The sequence below is a fragment of the Mesorhizobium sp. ANAO-SY3R2 genome, assembly GCF_042466635.1.
Lineage (GTDB): Bacteria > Pseudomonadota > Alphaproteobacteria > Rhizobiales > Rhizobiaceae > Aminobacter.
Genome location: NZ_CP159955.1, coordinates 815,860 through 829,564 on the forward strand (window position 1 = coordinate 815,860; position 13,705 = coordinate 829,564).

Genomic DNA, 13,705 nt, shown 5'->3' on the forward strand with positions numbered 1-13,705 from the left:
TCTTGCCGCTGGAGGTTCCGGTGCCTGGTTCTGAAAAAGCAAATGGCCGCCCGGAATTCCCGTTGCGGCCACCACAATTTTCACGCGCACGCGCTTCAAGAGGCCGCTGTCAGCTGGCCCGCCACCAAATGTTCTGGAGCGAAGTCGTGTTCATGCGCAATCCATAGCGGCGAAAAAGTGAGGGCGCAACAGGATTTGCGCCGTGTTGCATTGCATTACCAACTGGCCCTCAATTTGTTGCGCGACGGCGCATCAGCACCACGAAAGCCACCCCGCCGATCAGCCCCGTGAGGATGCCGAGCGGCATATCCTGCGGTGGCATCACGGTCCGCGCGGCCATGTCTGCGGCGACGAGAAAGATGGCGCCGACGAGCCCCGAGAGCGGCAGCACCCGCCGGTAGTCGCCTCCGACGAAGAAGCGCACGATGTGCGGGATCATCAGGCCGACGAAGGCGATGACGCCGGAATAGGCGACGGCGCAGCCGGTCAGCAGCGCGCAGACGACGAAGATGACGAGTCGGAACCGACGAGCCGGGATGCCGAGGGCGGTTGCGCTTTCATCGCCGAGCGTCATGGCGTTGAGGCTGCGTGTCTGCGTCATCAGCCAGGTTCCACCCAGAACAAGCACGACAAGCGGGTAGGGCAGGTGGCTCCACTGCGCGAGGCCCAGCCCACCGAGCATCCAGAAGATCGCGACATGCGCTGCCTTGGGATCGCCGATGAAGATCAACAGGTTGCCGGCAGCGGTGATGACGAAGCTCACCGCCACGCCGGCGAGGATCAACTGGCCGGCCGACTGCGCCCGCGCCAGATTGGCGATTGCGAGCACCAGGGCCGTCGCGCCCAGCGCTCCGGCGAAGGCGAAGAGCGGGACGGTGATGGCTCCGAACACCATGCCGGCATGGATCAGCGCCATGATCGCGCCGAAGGCGGCTCCGGAGGATACGCCGAGCAGATGCGGGTCGGCAAGCGGGTTGCGCGTCACCGACTGGAGTGCCGCCCCCACCAGCGCCAGCGAGGCGCCGACTGCCGCGCCCAGGACGACACGCGGTGCGCGCACGTCCCAGACGATGTTCTCGCGGCCGTTCGACCAGACCACCTCGACGCTGCCCGGCATCAGCTTGTGGGCGATCACGCCCCACACCGTTTCGAGCGGAATGGCGACCGGCCCGACGCCTACGGCGAGGACCATGGTGGCGGCCAGCAAGACGGCCAGCCCCGATATCAGGGCCGGCATTGCATGGATCAGGGCGTGCCTTGGCCCTGCGACGAGGTGGCGGTGCGACACGGTCAGTCGGCCCGCATCGCTGCCGCGAGCCGCTTGATGGCTTCGATGTTGCGCGGACCGGGCGTCGCTTCGATGTATTCGAGCACGAAGAAGCGGTTGTTCTTCACGGCGGGAATGTCCTTGAAGGCAGGGTTGGTGCGCATGAATTCGATCTTCTGCTCGGCCGTCACCTCGCCGTAGTTGACGATTACCACCATGTCGGGGTTGCGCTCGATCACCGGCTCCCAGCCGATCTCGGCCCAGCTCGACTCGACATCGTCGGCGATGTTCTTGCCGCCCGCCGCCTCGATGATCGCCGTCGGCATGGCGTAGCGGCCGGCGGTGAACGGCTTTTGCTCGCCGGAATCGTAGAGGAACACGTTGACCGGCTTGTCGAGCTTGGGCAACGTCGCCTGGAAGTCGGAAAGTTCCTTCTCATAGCCCGCTACAAGCTCTTCCGCCTTTTCGCGCACACCGAAGATCGCGCCGAGATTGAGCAGGTCGGCATACATGTCCTGAAGCGTCGACTTGTCCCGCTTCATGATGTGGATGCAGCTCTCGGTCAGCTCGTAGACCGGGATACCGAAGGGGGCGAGTGTTTCGGGGGTGACGTCGCCGCCGACTTTCATGCCGTAGTTCCAGCCGGCGAAGAACAGGTCGGCGTCTGCGCCCAGCAGCACCTCCTTGGTGGGGTATTTGGGCGCCAGTTCCGGCAGCTCGCCGACGCCGGCGCGCAGGCTCTCGTCGAGTGTCTTCCAGCCCGAGATGCCGGTGTAGCCGACCATCCGGTCGGCAAGGCCCAGCACCAGCATCATCTCGGTCAAGTTCACGTCATGCGACACGGCCCGCTGCGGTGCTGCTGCGAAGGTGACATCCCGGTCGCAACTCCTGACGGTGGCGGGAAAGCCGCTTGCTGTGGCGGAGGCGCATGTGGCGAAAAGTGCGGCGGCAAAAATTGACAGGCGCATGTGGGCTCCTTGGGTTGGCGTGGTTAGCGTTCGAGGTGGAAGGAAAAGCGGGGGCGGCCGGTGATCGGGTGGTCGTCGAGGGTAGCGCCGACGGAAAAGCTTTGGCGGATGCGCTCGGGCGTCAGGATGTCGGCCGGCCTGCCGCAGGCCACGGCACGACCGCCGTCCATCACCAGCACGCGGTCGGCATGGGCGGACGCAAGCGCCAGGTCGTGCAAGGAGACGATGACGGTGCAGCCGAGATTGCCGAGCAGTTCCAGCACTTCGAGCTGGTGGCGGATGTCGAGGTGGTTGGTCGGCTCGTCGAGGATCAGAAGGTCGGGCCGCTGTACCAGCGCGCGGGCGATCATCACCCGCTGCTTCTCGCCGCCGGACAGCGAGCCGAAATCGCGCGCTGCGAGCGTGGTGAGACCAAGCAGGGCAAGTGCCGCCTCGACCTGGTCATGGTCGCAGTCTCTGGTGCGAAAGCCCGTCACGTGCGGCGTCAGCCCCAGCTCGACGATCTCGGCAACCGTCAGGCCGAATTCGGAGGCGCTCTCTTGCAGCACCGTGGCGATGCGGCGGGCGCAGTCGCGCGGCTTCATCCGCCAGATGTCGGTGCCGTCCAGCCTGACCGTGCCTGCGGTCGGGCGGTGAAAGCGGTAGAGGCAGCGCAGCAGGCTCGACTTGCCGGCACCATTGGGGCCGACGATGGCCAGCATCTCGCCGGGCGCCACCGAAAGCGTCACCGGTTGAAGGATGGATTTCGAGGCGCGCGGACCCCAGCAGACTCCGTCGAGTTCGAGGAGGGCGGGGGAGGACCCTACAAGGCGGCTAGCAGTCTGGGCGCGGTCGAGCATGCCTTGTCTCCACAAAGGGGTGGAGCAGGCAGAACGATCCGGTAAGCGCGCCGGTACCGCAAAAGGCAGTCGCAACCATCAGCATCTCCGCGGCACACCCCGGCCGGTTGAGTTAATCGGATGATGGCAGGTCTCCTGGCTTGCGGGTGATCGCGCCTCGGGACCTTCCCGGCCTTGCGGCCAGTGGCATATTCCCGACTTGCTATCCGCTTACAGTTGCGGGGGCAGCCACGGTTTTGCGCCCGAAGGCAACGCACCGTGTTCCCATTTTAATCCACTGCCGATTCGGCAGCTGGAACCATCACCTCGTGGCTAGACGAACGTCGGGCGGCTGGCAAGGCACCGCAGGTCGCCCACGATCAGGCGCGGTCCGGAGGTATAAAAAAGGGGCGCCAGAAGGCGCCCCGTCCGATGTCGAAGTCGTGCGACCTCAGTTCTTCTTCGGTAGCTTGTAGGCGACGACGTAGTCGCCGCGGTCGGGCGACTGGCGTGCGCCGCCGGCCGAGATGACCACGTACTGCGTTCCGCTTTCGGGCGAAACGAAGGTCATCGGCGTGGCCTGGGCGCCCACCGGCAGACGACCCCTCCACAGCTCCTCGCCGGTTTCCACGTCGAGGGCGCGCAGATAGTAGTCCTGCGTGCCGGCGTAGAAGACGACGCCACCCGAAGTGGCGATCGGACCACCCAGCGTCGGCATGCCGATCGGGATCTGCAGGCCGGTCTTTATGCCCAGCGGGCCGGTATCCTCAAGCGTACCTGCCGGAACCTGCCAGACGATCTGGCGGGTCTTGAGGTCGATGCCGGTGAAGGTGCCGTAGGGCGGCTGGTGGCAGGGAACGCCGAGCGGCGACATGAAGGCTTTCTTCATCGCGCCATAGGGCGTGCCCTTCTGCTGCGACAGGCCGTCATGAGCGGCCGAGCCTTCGTACTTGTCGGTCTCCTCGCGCGGCAGCAACTGCGCGATCTGCGGCATGCGGATGTCGTTGACGATCATCAGCCCGCGGGCCTCGTCGATCGCCGCACTGCCCCAGTTCATGCCGCCATAGTAGCCCGGGAAGATGATCGAGCGCGTCCGGCCGGTGGGCGTGAACTCGCCCTCGTAGCGCAACTTCTTGAACTCGATGCGGCAGTAGAGCTGGTCGTAGGGCGTGGCACCCCACATCCGTGCCTCGGTGAAGGGCTCGGTGCCGATGGTCGGCATGCCCACCGAATAAGGCTGCGTCGGCGACAGGAAGTCCTCCGGCACGCCGCCGGTCTGCGGCACCGGGCGCTCCTCGACCTCGGCGATCGGCTTGCCGTCGCGGCGGTCGAGCATGAAGATCTGCCCGCGCTTGGTGAGCTGGATCAGCGCCGGCACCGTGCCGCCCTTGCCGTCCGGCACGTCGTAGAGTGCGGGCTGGGCAGGAACGTCGTAGTCCCAGATGTCGTGATGGACGGTCTGGAACTTCCAGCGCTCGCGGCCGGTGGCGATGTCCAGGGCGACGACCGAGGCGGTGTAGTCCTCGGCTGCCTTCGAGCGATGCGCGCCGAAGAAGTCCGGCGTTGCGTTGCCGGTCGGCAGGTAGACGAGGCCGAGGGCGTCGTCATAGGCCGGCGTCGTCCAGACGTTGGGCGTGCCGCGCGTGTAGCTCTCGCCTTCCGGCGGCAGGTTGGTGATCGCGGGGTTGCCGAGATCCCAGGCCCAGACCAGTTCGCCGGTGCGGGCCGAGAACGCACGGACTGCGCCCGAAGGCTCGCCGGTCTCGACATTGTCCCACACCCAGCCGCCGACCATGATCAGGTCGCGCATGACGGTGGGGGCGGAGGTCTGGAAGTAGAAGCCGTCCTTGACCTCGCCCATGCCCTGCTTGAGGTCGACGATGCCGCCATTGCCAAAATCCTGGCATAACTCGCCGGTCTTGGCGTCGAGCTGGATCATGCGCGCGTCGATGGTGGTCATGACGATGCGTGCGGCACAAGCGTTCGATGCGGCGACCACAGGTGTGGCTGGCGCTTCCGGTGCGGCCGGTGCGGCGGTGCCGTCGGTGGTTGCTACAGGTTCTGCAGCGGCGGTGGCGACTGCGTCGGCCGGAGCGGGTGCTTCAGCCTGAACAGGAGCCGGACCCGGAACGTAGTAGCTCACGCCGCGGCAACGCTGCCAAAGCGGCCCTTTTGCCTTGGGATCGAACTTCCACTTCACTTCGCCCGTATCGGGGTCGAGGGCATGCACGATGTTGTTGGGCGAGCAGGTGTAGAGCGTGTCGCCGACGAAGAGCGGCGTGCTCTGGTCCTGTGCGCTACCCTGCGGCGTGTCGCCGGAGCGGAACGTCCAGGCGACCTCGAGACCGGCGACATTGTCGCGATTGATCTGGTCGATCGGTGCGTAGCGCGTGCCGGCCGGCGTGCGGCCATAATGGCTCCAGTCGGCAGCCTCTGCCGCCGATGCCGGCGTGGCAGGCGCGGTCTCTGCCTTGGCGACGGCGTTGCGCGTCACGCCATGCGGGGCAAAGGCGTAAATGCCGGTCGCGGCAAGCGCTGCCGTCAAAAGGCCGGCGAGGGCGAACGGCGCGCGCTTGCGCGAACCGAGTAGCGGTGCCAGCAGCAGCGCGGGAATGGCGATGACGGCGGGTGCGACGAGGCGCGGGATCAGCGGCCAGAATTCGAGGCCGGATTCCCAGAGCGCCCAGACAACGGTCGCCAGGAACACGAAGCCGTAAAGCCACAGGCCGGACTTGCGGCGCATCGCGTACAGGATGCCCGAGGCGATCACGCCGAGGCCGGCGAGCGCGTAGTACCAGGAGCCGCCAAGGCCGATCAGCTGGATGCCGCCATAGACCAGCGGCAGGCCCACGATCACCATGATCAGGCCAAAAAGCGCAAGCGGCCATCGGCCACCAGGCTTTGGAGTACTTTCTTGAGACATGTCGATTACTCGCAAATTTGATCTTTGTTCGCCGCGGTACGCCTGGCGATTGCTTTGGGAGGAAGCCGTGATGCCAACCGTTGCGGTCAATGCTTGTCGATTTTCAGCGCAGGTTGCCAAGCAGACCCTAGGTGCAGAAAATATGATCGCATCCTAATAGGTAGTATGTTATCTTGTTTGTAATGTCCAAGGAAACATCCGATCGTCAACTGATAGGTCAACTCCTGCTTTCCGTGGCGCGGCTTTGGCGTGCTGCCGCCGACAGGGCGCTGGACGATTGCGGGCTTTCCCATGCCTCGGCCATGCCGCTGCTGGCGCTCTCCCGGCTCGGCGACAACGCTCGCCAGGGGGTGATTGCCGAGCATCTCGGACTCGAGGGACCATCTCTGGTACGCATCGTAGATCTGCTGTTGGCCGAGCAACTCGTGACGCGCAGGGAAGACCCTCTCGACCGGCGGGCCAAGATCCTCACGCTGACCGAACTTGGGCGCGCGCGCGTCTGCGAGATCGAACGCGTCATGCAGCAATTGCGTGAGCACTTGCTGGCGGATGCCGATGCGGACGAGCTGGAAAAGACCATTGCACTGCTCGAACGCATGGAAAGCAAACTGCTTGAGGACGAGCAGAGCCAGGGCGATTGACGGGGGCGATCACGCCAGCGGCTGGAGCTCCTGAGCAATCGTCGGCAGCAGTTCGGAAACCGTTGGATGGATGTGGACCGCCCGTTGCAGCGTCGTGATCGGTGCCTTGGCGTACATCAGGTCGAGCACGGCATGGATTGCCTCGTCGCCGCCGGTGCCCAGCACCGAGGCACCGAGGATCTCGTTGTTCTCGGCATCGACCAAGATCTTCATGAAGCCTTGCGTTTCGCCCTTTTCGACCGCGCGGCCGACCTTCGTCATCGGCCGCTGGCCGACCAGCACCTTGCGGCCGGCCTTCAGCGCCGCAGCCGCCGTCATGCCGGCTCGACCGAGCGGCGGGTCGATATAGAGCGCATAGGCCTCGATGCGGTCGGAGACCTTGCGCTTCTCATTGTCGAGCAGGTTGGCAGCGACGATCTCGAAATCGTTGTAGGCGGTGTGGGTGAAGGCGCCCTTGCCGTTGCAGTCGCCCATCGCCCAGATATGCGGGACATTGGTCCGCAGATGGTCGTCAACGATGACATAGCCGCGCGCGTCGGTCGTCACGCCCGCCTTGTCGAGACCAAGATCGTCGGTGTTGGGCCTGCGTCCTATGGCGAGCAGCACATGCGAGCCAACCACCGCGCGGTCGCCGCTGGTGCAGTCGACGCCGACCGAAACACCTTGGGGATGCGGGGCGAAGCTGATGCACTCGGCATCGAGCCGAAGTTTTATCCCTTCGTTTTCCAGAATGCCCTTCACCGCCTCGGAGACGTCCTCGTCCTCGCGCGCGATCAGCCTCGGACCCTTTTCCACCACCGTCACCTCCGAGCCGAAGCGGCGGAACATCTGCGCGAATTCCAGCCCGACATAGCTGCCGCCGACCACCACGAGATGGCGCGGCAGGAAGTCGACCTCCATCATCGAGCTGTTGGTGAGATATTCTATGTTGTCGATGCCCGGCATGTCGGGCACGTTTGCGCGACCGCCGACATTGAGGAAGATATTGTCCGCCCTCAGCAGTTCGTTGCCTACGCGCACCTCGTGCGGGCCCTCGAAACGGGCATGGCCGCGGTAGAGCGTGCAGCCCTTCATGCCGGCAATCCAGTCTTCGAGGCCCTGGCGCGAGTCCAGCGTCACCTTGTCCTTGCGTGCCTTGACTGCCTTCATGTCGACCGAGACCTCGCCGGTCGCGACGCCATATCGGGTGCCGTTGCGGGCGAGATGCGCGGCATAGGCGCTCGCCACCATCGTCTTGGTCGGCTTGCAGCCGGTGTTGACGCAGGTGCCGCCCACCAGCTTGCGTTCGACCAGCGCAACCGTTCGGCCCGCCGCCGTCAGCCGTCCGGCCAGCGGCGGCCCGGCTTGGCCGCCCCCAATGATGATGGCGTCGAATTTTTTCGCCCCGTTCATGTCACAGCGCTCACGATCCAGAGCGCGCCGGCGATCGCCACCGCATCTTCGATGAATGCGGCCGGCTGGTCCTGGCCGAAGAATTTGGCGAGCCGCGCCCGCGTCGCCGCACCGCCCAGCGTGCCCAGTATGGCGCCGATCACCCCGGCCGCCAGTCCACCGATCAACATGCCGCCGACCGTGCCGATGACGGCGCCGGAGAAGGCGCCGCTGGCGATGCGGGCACTGAATTGCGGCGGCACCTTGCGGCTCGGCGTCGATGGCAACTGGTCGGCGACGAGTTCGGCGAGCGCGAGAATTGTGAATATGGCCACGGCGATCCAGTGCCCCATGAATCCGGCCCATGTGCCGGCGAGTGGCAGCCAGCCGAGCCACGCACCCCAGGCGATTGCAGCTGGTGCCATGACGGTCCTGAGACCGGCGACAATTCCGATAAGCAGGCAGAGCAGATAGATCGACATCCTCGTTCCCCATGGATGTGGTCGGTCCGGGTAGTGCTCCTGATGTGCATGGTCCTGCCGCGAAGACGGCCGCCGCGCGTACCCAAGCTAGCACAACCGCCCGGATTGGTCAGTGTCTGACTTGGATCCCGTAATGCGTGCAGGCCACTGGGTGAAACCGCTAGGCCAGCGATTGACAGCATGGCCACGCACCGCCATATCGGGGGCGTTAAAGTTCTCAGGGCGGGGTGAAAGTCCCCACCGGCGGTAAGGGCGTCTTCGCCCAAGCCCGCGAGCGCTTTCCGGACGCACTCCGGAAAGGTCAGCAGATCCGGTGCGACTCCGGAGCCGACGGTCATAGTCCGGATGGAAGAGAACGAACGGGAAAGCGGTGGCGCAAGCTGCCGGGATTCCGTCTCGTGCGTCCTGATTCTGGTTCGAAACGGAAGGATGGACCCATGAATCAGCAATCCCCGAAAGACTTCGATATCAGCCGCGTCGCCGTGATCCGTGCGCGTTGGCATGCCGACATCGTCGACGAATGCGTCAACGCCTTCGTCGCCGAGATCGAGAAACTGAGCGGCGGCCGTCTTGCCGTCGACATCTTCGACGTGCCCGGCGCTTACGAGATTCCGCTGTTTGCCAAGACGCTGGCCGAGGCCGGCCGCCACGCCGCGATCCTGGGCGCTGCCTTCGTCGTCAATGGCGGTATCTATCGCCATGACTTCGTAGCGCATGCCGTGCTCGACGGCATGATGAACGTCCAGCTTCAGACCGGCGTGCCGGTGCTTTCGGCCGTTCTGACGCCGCACAACTACCACGACAGCGCCGAGCATCACCGCTTCTTCTTCGACCATTTCAAGGTCAAGGGCAAGGAGGCGGCCAACGCCTGCGTCGAACTGCTCAAGGCCCGCGAACTGATCGTGGCCTGACGCCATCAGGCAAGATCGGCTCCTCCCCACCGCTGGGGAGGGGCATCGGCGCATCGAACAAGTCCGCGGGCCCGGTACGCCGTATCTTTGTCCTGGCTGTGGCCCTATGCTTCGACGCGCCGCCATCGCATGATGCACGGCACATCAAGCAAGGAGCCAGCAATGCCGTCCATTCCGCTTCCGCTCAAGGGGGCGTGCCGCTGCGGGTGCGTCGAAATAGAGGTTTCGAAGCCGCCCATCGCCACCGCCGCCTGTCACTGCCCGGGCTGCCAGAAGATGTCCTCGTCGGCCTATTCGATGACGGCGATCATCCCGGCCGACGGGTTCGTGGTGACCAAGGGCGAACCGGTCATCGGCGGGCTGCACGGCCAGGACCTGCACCATCACTTCTGCGGGCACTGCATGACGTGGATGTTCACGCGCATCGAGGGCGTGGACTGGTTCGTCAATGTGCGGCCGACCATGCTGGAGGAAACGGCATGGTTCCGCCCCTTCATGGAAACTTTTACGAGCACCAAGCAGCCCTTTGCCGAGACCGGTGCCGTCAGGAGCTTTCCGGAGTTCCCGGCGATGGAGGAACTTGGGCCGCTGATGAAGGAGTATCAGGCCTGGGTGGAGGCTCGCGACTAGGACACTTTCCGAGACACCGGCGCGAAGGTGCTGAGCCCCAGCCATGCCTGCATGGCTCGGGCGATCTTGTCGTCGCCATCGAGTTCCAGCCCGCCTGAATCGATTTCTTGCCGCAGCCCGCTCAGCCCCATCCACACCGATGTCATGCTGTGCAGCGATCCGGTGACCATCAGGTCGACTTCGAAGCCGGGATCGAAATTGCACAGGTCGACCGCGCCGCCGTCGACCACCAACCACCAGTTCTGCTGCGCCTTCGATACTTCGGGGTACAGAAACTGAATCGTGCAGCGCCGTGGCGGCAGCGGTTGGGGATTGAGGTTGCGGCGCATGTCCCACATCAGCAGCGAAGGGTCGAGATTTCTGAGGGTTAGATCGCTTTCGACCCAGCGGTGCCCCCATTCGCCTAGGCCAAGGATGACCGGCCGCAGATCCTCGCCTGCCTGTGTCAGGCGGTACTCGACGTTGCCGCCGCTGCCCCTGGCAGCGTGCACCACGCCGGCGCGCTCCAGTTCCTTCAGTCGCTTCGACAACAATGCCGGCGACATTTTCGGCACGCCGCGCCGCAAGTCGTTGAATCGGCTCGACCCCATCAGCATTTCGCGCACGACCAGCGTCGTCTAGCGCGTGCAGAGGATCTCTGACGCCATCGAAACCGGACAAAACTGGCCGTAGCCGCCGCGGTCGCTCATCTCCCGTCTCCAGCCGGGCAAGGCACCATGTTAACCCAAAATGGCGCCTGGCGCACCAGTACAGTTCCTGAACTGGACCCTGGCGGCTTCCAGCGCAATTCTCCTGTCGCCTGCCAAGCAACCAGGAGACAGCATGATGAGAAACGTTGCAGACCCTGAGCTGGCAACTGCCGGCGCAAGCAGTGCAGTCCCCACCGATGTCGTAGGCATCGCGCATGACCTGGCGACGAGCCTTGCCGAACGTGCTCCCAGCTTCGACGAGGGCGACCGTTTCGTCGCCGACAACTATATGCTGTTGAAAGAGGCTGGGCTCGTCGAAGCCGGCGTGCCGCTCGAACTCGGCGGCGGCGGCGCCGAAATCGCCGAACTCTGCGAGATGCTGCGCATCATGGGCCGCGCCTGCGGTTCCACCGCACTCGCCTTCGCCATGCACACTCATCAGGTCGCCATTCCCGCCTGGCGCTGGCGCCACCAGAATGTCGCGGCGGTCGAACCCTTGCTCAAGCGTGTCGCTGCCGAGAAGCTGATCCTTCTATCCAGTGGCGGGTCCGACTGGCTGGGCGGTTCCGGCAAGGCCGAAAAAGTCGGCGGCGGCTATCGTATCACGGCGCGCAAGGTCTTCACCTCGGGCGCGGCCGCCGGCGACATTTTGATGACCGGCGCAATCCACCAGGCAGAGGACGGAACGGAACATGTCATCCATTTTGGTGTTCCGATGCGCGCGCCCGAGGTCAGCGTCATGGACAATTGGCGCACAGTGGGCATGCGCGGCACCGGCTCCAACGACGTCGTCATCGACGGGTTGTTCATCCCGGACACGGCCGTGAGCTTCTCGCGTCAGCCCCGGCAATGGCACCCGGTGTTCCAGATCATTGCCACCATCGCCTTCCCGCTGATCTATGCGGTCTATCTCGGCGTCGCCGAAAGCGCCCGCGACATCGCCGTCGAGATCGCCGGAACGAGGCAGCAGAACGAGACGGTGCTGAACCTCGCTGGCCGGATGGACACGGCGCTCAGGGCAGCGCAGCTCGCGCATCGCTCGATGGTCGAAGCGGCCGAGCGCAACATGCCGTCGGCCGAAAGCGTCAACGACGTCATGATCGGCCGCACGCTGGTGGCTCGCCATGGGCTTGAGGTTGTCGAACTGGCGATGGAGCTTGCCGGCGGCGCTTCTTTCTACCGCGCGACCGGGATCGAGCGGCGTTTCCGCGATATGCAGGCGGCTCGCTTCCATCCGCTCCAAGCCGGTCCGCAGGCGCAATATGCCGGTGCCATGGCACTGGGCCTGCCGGTCAACAAGATATTCTGAGGCCGTCACAACAAGATCGGCCGCCGCGATGTCGCGGCGGCCGATTTGTGTGTGGACAAATGCTGGGGGTGGTTCCCGTCACGCCACCCGGTCGCGCTTGACCGGCAGGTTGCTCACCCGCATTTCCTCGTCGATCTGGCCGCGAAACTGCGCAGCCTTGTGCGTGGCTTCGTCGAAAATCCTGAACGTGTTGCGACCGGCGGCCTTGGCCTCGTACAGCGCGATGTCGGCCTTCGTGGTGAGGTCGCGAGGCGCTCTGTTCGCCGGGGTGATGACCACGCCGATGGACACGCCGATCTGCGCGACGCGACCGGCCAGCACGAAGGGTGCGCCAAGCTCGGCAATGATGCGGTCCGAAAGGGTGCTGATATCGTCGGCCGCGCGGACGTGTCGCCGGATGATGGCGAATTCGTCGCCCCCCAGGCGCGCTACCGTGTCGCCTGCTTCGACCAGCGACGCAAGCCGCTGGGCGACTTCGCGCAGCAACTGGTCGCCGGCTTCGTGGCCGAGCGAGTCGTTGACCTGCTTGAAGCGGTCGAGGTCGAGCGCAAGCAGCGCCACGCTTTCCTCCCCGCCCTGCAAGCCGCCGTTGATGGCTTCCTCCAGTCGCCTGTTGAAGAAGGCGCGGTTGGCCAGGCCGGTGAGCGTGTCGTGGTTGGCCAGATGTTCGGCTCGGGCCTTGCCGTTTTCGAGTGCGGCCGTGGTGCGGCGCAGGCTGCGCAGCAACAGCACCAGCACGATGACCGCGATTGCCAGCGCGCCGAGCATTGCGGGCAAGGTCTCCGACAGGATCATCGCGCCGGGACGGTCGGGCCGCCAGGTGAACCAGCCGACGGTCTGGCCGGCTTCGTTCTTCAGAGCATAGCTGGCGATGCCGGGCTCGGTCGACGCGGTGGCGGCAAAGTTCGGGCTGGTCATGAAGTACTGCTCGGCAAGCTCCGCACCCATCGCGCCGGCCAGGAAGCGCACGCCGACCAGGAAGCTCTCCATGCCCGGAACCTGCTCCATGCCTGCATCGCGGCTCTCCGACATGATGGCGGTGACGCCGACATAGGCGGGACGGCCGTCGATCATGCCGATCTCGGCAACTGCCGGCACTTCGGTGCTGTTGCCGCTGTCGAAGGCCGCCAGGGCGCCGGCGGCATTGATCGCCTTCAGCCTTTCGACCATCGGCGCGATCACCGCGCGGTCCGCCTCGAAGCGCTCGGAATTGGTCTTGCCGCCGGCATACATCGCGTAGATCGGCTGTGCTGCGGGGTCGAGCACGTAGATGCGATCGAATTTCGCGTTGCTGTAGAGATCGGAGGCGAGGTTGGCGTCGATCCACCCGATGTCGTTGGTGAAGAGAGCTTCAATCGCCTCGTCCCAACTGGAGTAATAGGCCTGCTGCCCGCGCAGCGCCTTCATCTGCTGGCCGATCACGCGGGCAACCAGATGCGTTTCGCGCTGCAGGGCGCGGTCGTCGCTCTTGGCCGTGGACAGGTAGACAAAGCCAGCCACCGCCGCGATGGTGATGCCCACCGCAAGAACCACCGGCAAAACGACGCGGATCGCAAACCGCCACGCGCTGCCGCCTTTGTGATTTTCGCCCATTCAAGTCCCCTGTCTGCCCCAGGCGACCCCTAGGGCAGGGGGCTTAGAAAGAGGTTAGCGCGCGCGTTTTCCTGTGCGCTCGGGGGCAGCTTTCGCGGGCGTG

At 65.1% G+C, this 13,705-nt stretch carries 11 protein-coding genes, 1 pseudogene and 2 riboswitches; of the genes and pseudogenes, 4 read left to right on the forward strand and 8 right to left on the reverse strand.

What is annotated here, in order from left to right; translation table 11 throughout:
• Positions 1-229: 229 nt before the first annotated feature.
• The 4 genes from ABSY17_RS08695 to ABSY17_RS08710 all read right to left on the reverse strand — a co-directional run bounded on the left by ABSY17_RS08695 (position 230) and on the right by ABSY17_RS08710 (position 5,976).
• Complete coding sequence (locus ABSY17_RS08695; protein WP_378949314.1) at positions 230-1,237, reverse strand: FecCD family ABC transporter permease; 1,008 nt, start codon at positions 1,235-1,237, stop codon at positions 230-232.
• Between the two features lie 53 nt (positions 1,238-1,290).
• Positions 1,291-2,235: an ABC transporter substrate-binding protein gene (locus ABSY17_RS08700; RefSeq protein ID WP_378949317.1), complete on the reverse strand. Its 945-nt coding sequence runs from the start codon at positions 2,233-2,235 to the stop codon at positions 1,291-1,293.
• Between the two features lie 23 nt (positions 2,236-2,258).
• Positions 2,259-3,074, reverse strand: a complete 816-nt coding sequence (locus tag ABSY17_RS08705; RefSeq protein WP_378949320.1) for an ABC transporter ATP-binding protein — start codon at positions 3,072-3,074, stop codon at positions 2,259-2,261.
• A 107-nt stretch (positions 3,075-3,181) separates the two neighbouring features.
• A riboswitch (cobalamin riboswitch) is annotated at positions 3,182-3,392 on the reverse strand.
• Between the two features lie 112 nt (positions 3,393-3,504).
• Positions 3,505-5,976 carry a membrane-bound PQQ-dependent dehydrogenase, glucose/quinate/shikimate family gene (locus tag ABSY17_RS08710; RefSeq protein ID WP_378949322.1) on the reverse strand — a complete coding sequence of 824 codons (2,472 nt, stop codon included), beginning with the start codon at positions 5,974-5,976 and terminating at the stop codon, positions 3,505-3,507.
• Positions 5,977-6,158: 182 nt separating this feature from the next.
• Between ABSY17_RS08710 and ABSY17_RS08715 the strand changes: the two genes are divergently transcribed.
• Positions 6,159-6,617, forward strand: coding sequence for a MarR family winged helix-turn-helix transcriptional regulator (locus ABSY17_RS08715; protein ID WP_378949324.1), 459 nt, complete (start codon positions 6,159-6,161; stop codon positions 6,615-6,617).
• Positions 6,618-6,626: 9 nt separating this feature from the next.
• Here ABSY17_RS08715 and ABSY17_RS08720 read toward each other — a convergent pair whose 3' ends face one another.
• Both ABSY17_RS08720 and ABSY17_RS08725 read right to left on the reverse strand, forming a co-directional pair.
• Positions 6,627-8,009 carry an FAD-containing oxidoreductase gene (locus tag ABSY17_RS08720; RefSeq protein ID WP_378949327.1) on the reverse strand — a complete coding sequence of 461 codons (1,383 nt, stop codon included), beginning with the start codon at positions 8,007-8,009 and terminating at the stop codon, positions 6,627-6,629.
• Complete coding sequence (locus ABSY17_RS08725; RefSeq protein WP_378949330.1) at positions 8,006-8,470, reverse strand: DUF4126 domain-containing protein; 465 nt, start codon at positions 8,468-8,470, stop codon at positions 8,006-8,008. Before ABSY17_RS08725 ends, ABSY17_RS08720 begins: the two co-directional genes overlap by 4 nt.
• Positions 8,471-8,679: 209 nt before the next feature.
• Positions 8,680-8,831, forward strand: a riboswitch (FMN riboswitch).
• Between the two features lie 76 nt (positions 8,832-8,907).
• Between ABSY17_RS08725 and ABSY17_RS08730 the strand changes: the two genes are divergently transcribed.
• Together ABSY17_RS08730 and ABSY17_RS08735 are read left to right on the forward strand one after the other, a co-directional pair.
• The gene (locus ABSY17_RS08730; RefSeq protein ID WP_378949333.1) at positions 8,908-9,381 is read left to right on the forward strand and encodes a 6,7-dimethyl-8-ribityllumazine synthase; all 474 of its coding nucleotides are present in this window, start codon (positions 8,908-8,910) and stop codon (positions 9,379-9,381) included.
• 162 nt (positions 9,382-9,543) lie between these two features.
• Positions 9,544-10,011, forward strand: coding sequence for a GFA family protein (locus tag ABSY17_RS08735; protein WP_378949336.1), 468 nt, complete (start codon positions 9,544-9,546; stop codon positions 10,009-10,011).
• Here ABSY17_RS08735 and ABSY17_RS08740 read toward each other — a convergent pair.
• Positions 10,008-10,700 (reverse strand): annotated as a pseudogene (locus ABSY17_RS08740) (winged helix-turn-helix transcriptional regulator). The gene ABSY17_RS08735 and the pseudogene ABSY17_RS08740 sit on opposite strands and share 4 nt — an antisense overlap.
• Before the next feature lie 133 nt (positions 10,701-10,833).
• On the opposite strand from ABSY17_RS08740, the gene ABSY17_RS08745 reads away from it, so the two are divergent.
• Positions 10,834-12,009: an acyl-CoA dehydrogenase family protein gene (locus tag ABSY17_RS08745; protein ID WP_378949339.1), complete on the forward strand. Its 1,176-nt coding sequence runs from the start codon at positions 10,834-10,836 to the stop codon at positions 12,007-12,009.
• Positions 12,010-12,087: 78 nt separating this feature from the next.
• On the opposite strand, the gene ABSY17_RS08750 is transcribed toward ABSY17_RS08745, so the two are convergent.
• Positions 12,088-13,602, reverse strand: coding sequence for a diguanylate cyclase domain-containing protein (locus ABSY17_RS08750; protein ID WP_378949342.1), 1,515 nt, complete (start codon positions 13,600-13,602; stop codon positions 12,088-12,090).
• Positions 13,603-13,705 lie beyond the last annotated feature (103 nt).

What these genes read in the sequence shown, in the direction of transcription:
- ABSY17_RS08710 (WP_378949322.1), bottom strand. Translation starts at nt 5,976, where the DNA reads ATGTCTCAAGAAAGTACTCCAAAGCCTGGTGGCCGATGGCCGCTTGCG.
- ABSY17_RS08725 (WP_378949330.1), bottom strand. Translation starts at nt 8,470, where the DNA reads ATGTCGATCTATCTGCTCTGCCTGCTTATCGGAATTGTCGCCGGTCTC.
- ABSY17_RS08730 (WP_378949333.1), top strand. Translation starts at nt 8,908, where the DNA reads ATGAATCAGCAATCCCCGAAAGACTTCGATATCAGCCGCGTCGCCGTG.
- ABSY17_RS08750 (WP_378949342.1), bottom strand. Translation starts at nt 13,602, where the DNA reads ATGGGCGAAAATCACAAAGGCGGCAGCGCGTGGCGGTTTGCGATCCGC.
- ABSY17_RS08705 (WP_378949320.1), bottom strand. Translation starts at nt 3,074, where the DNA reads ATGCTCGACCGCGCCCAGACTGCTAGCCGCCTTGTAGGGTCCTCCCCC.
- ABSY17_RS08720 (WP_378949327.1), bottom strand. Translation starts at nt 8,009, where the DNA reads ATGAACGGGGCGAAAAAATTCGACGCCATCATCATTGGGGGCGGCCAA.
- ABSY17_RS08700 (WP_378949317.1), bottom strand. Translation starts at nt 2,235, where the DNA reads ATGCGCCTGTCAATTTTTGCCGCCGCACTTTTCGCCACATGCGCCTCC.
- ABSY17_RS08695 (WP_378949314.1), bottom strand. Translation starts at nt 1,237, where the DNA reads ATGCCGGCCCTGATATCGGGGCTGGCCGTCTTGCTGGCCGCCACCATG.
- ABSY17_RS08715 (WP_378949324.1), top strand. Translation starts at nt 6,159, where the DNA reads ATGTCCAAGGAAACATCCGATCGTCAACTGATAGGTCAACTCCTGCTT.
- ABSY17_RS08745 (WP_378949339.1), top strand. Translation starts at nt 10,834, where the DNA reads ATGATGAGAAACGTTGCAGACCCTGAGCTGGCAACTGCCGGCGCAAGC.
- ABSY17_RS08735 (WP_378949336.1), top strand. Translation starts at nt 9,544, where the DNA reads ATGCCGTCCATTCCGCTTCCGCTCAAGGGGGCGTGCCGCTGCGGGTGC.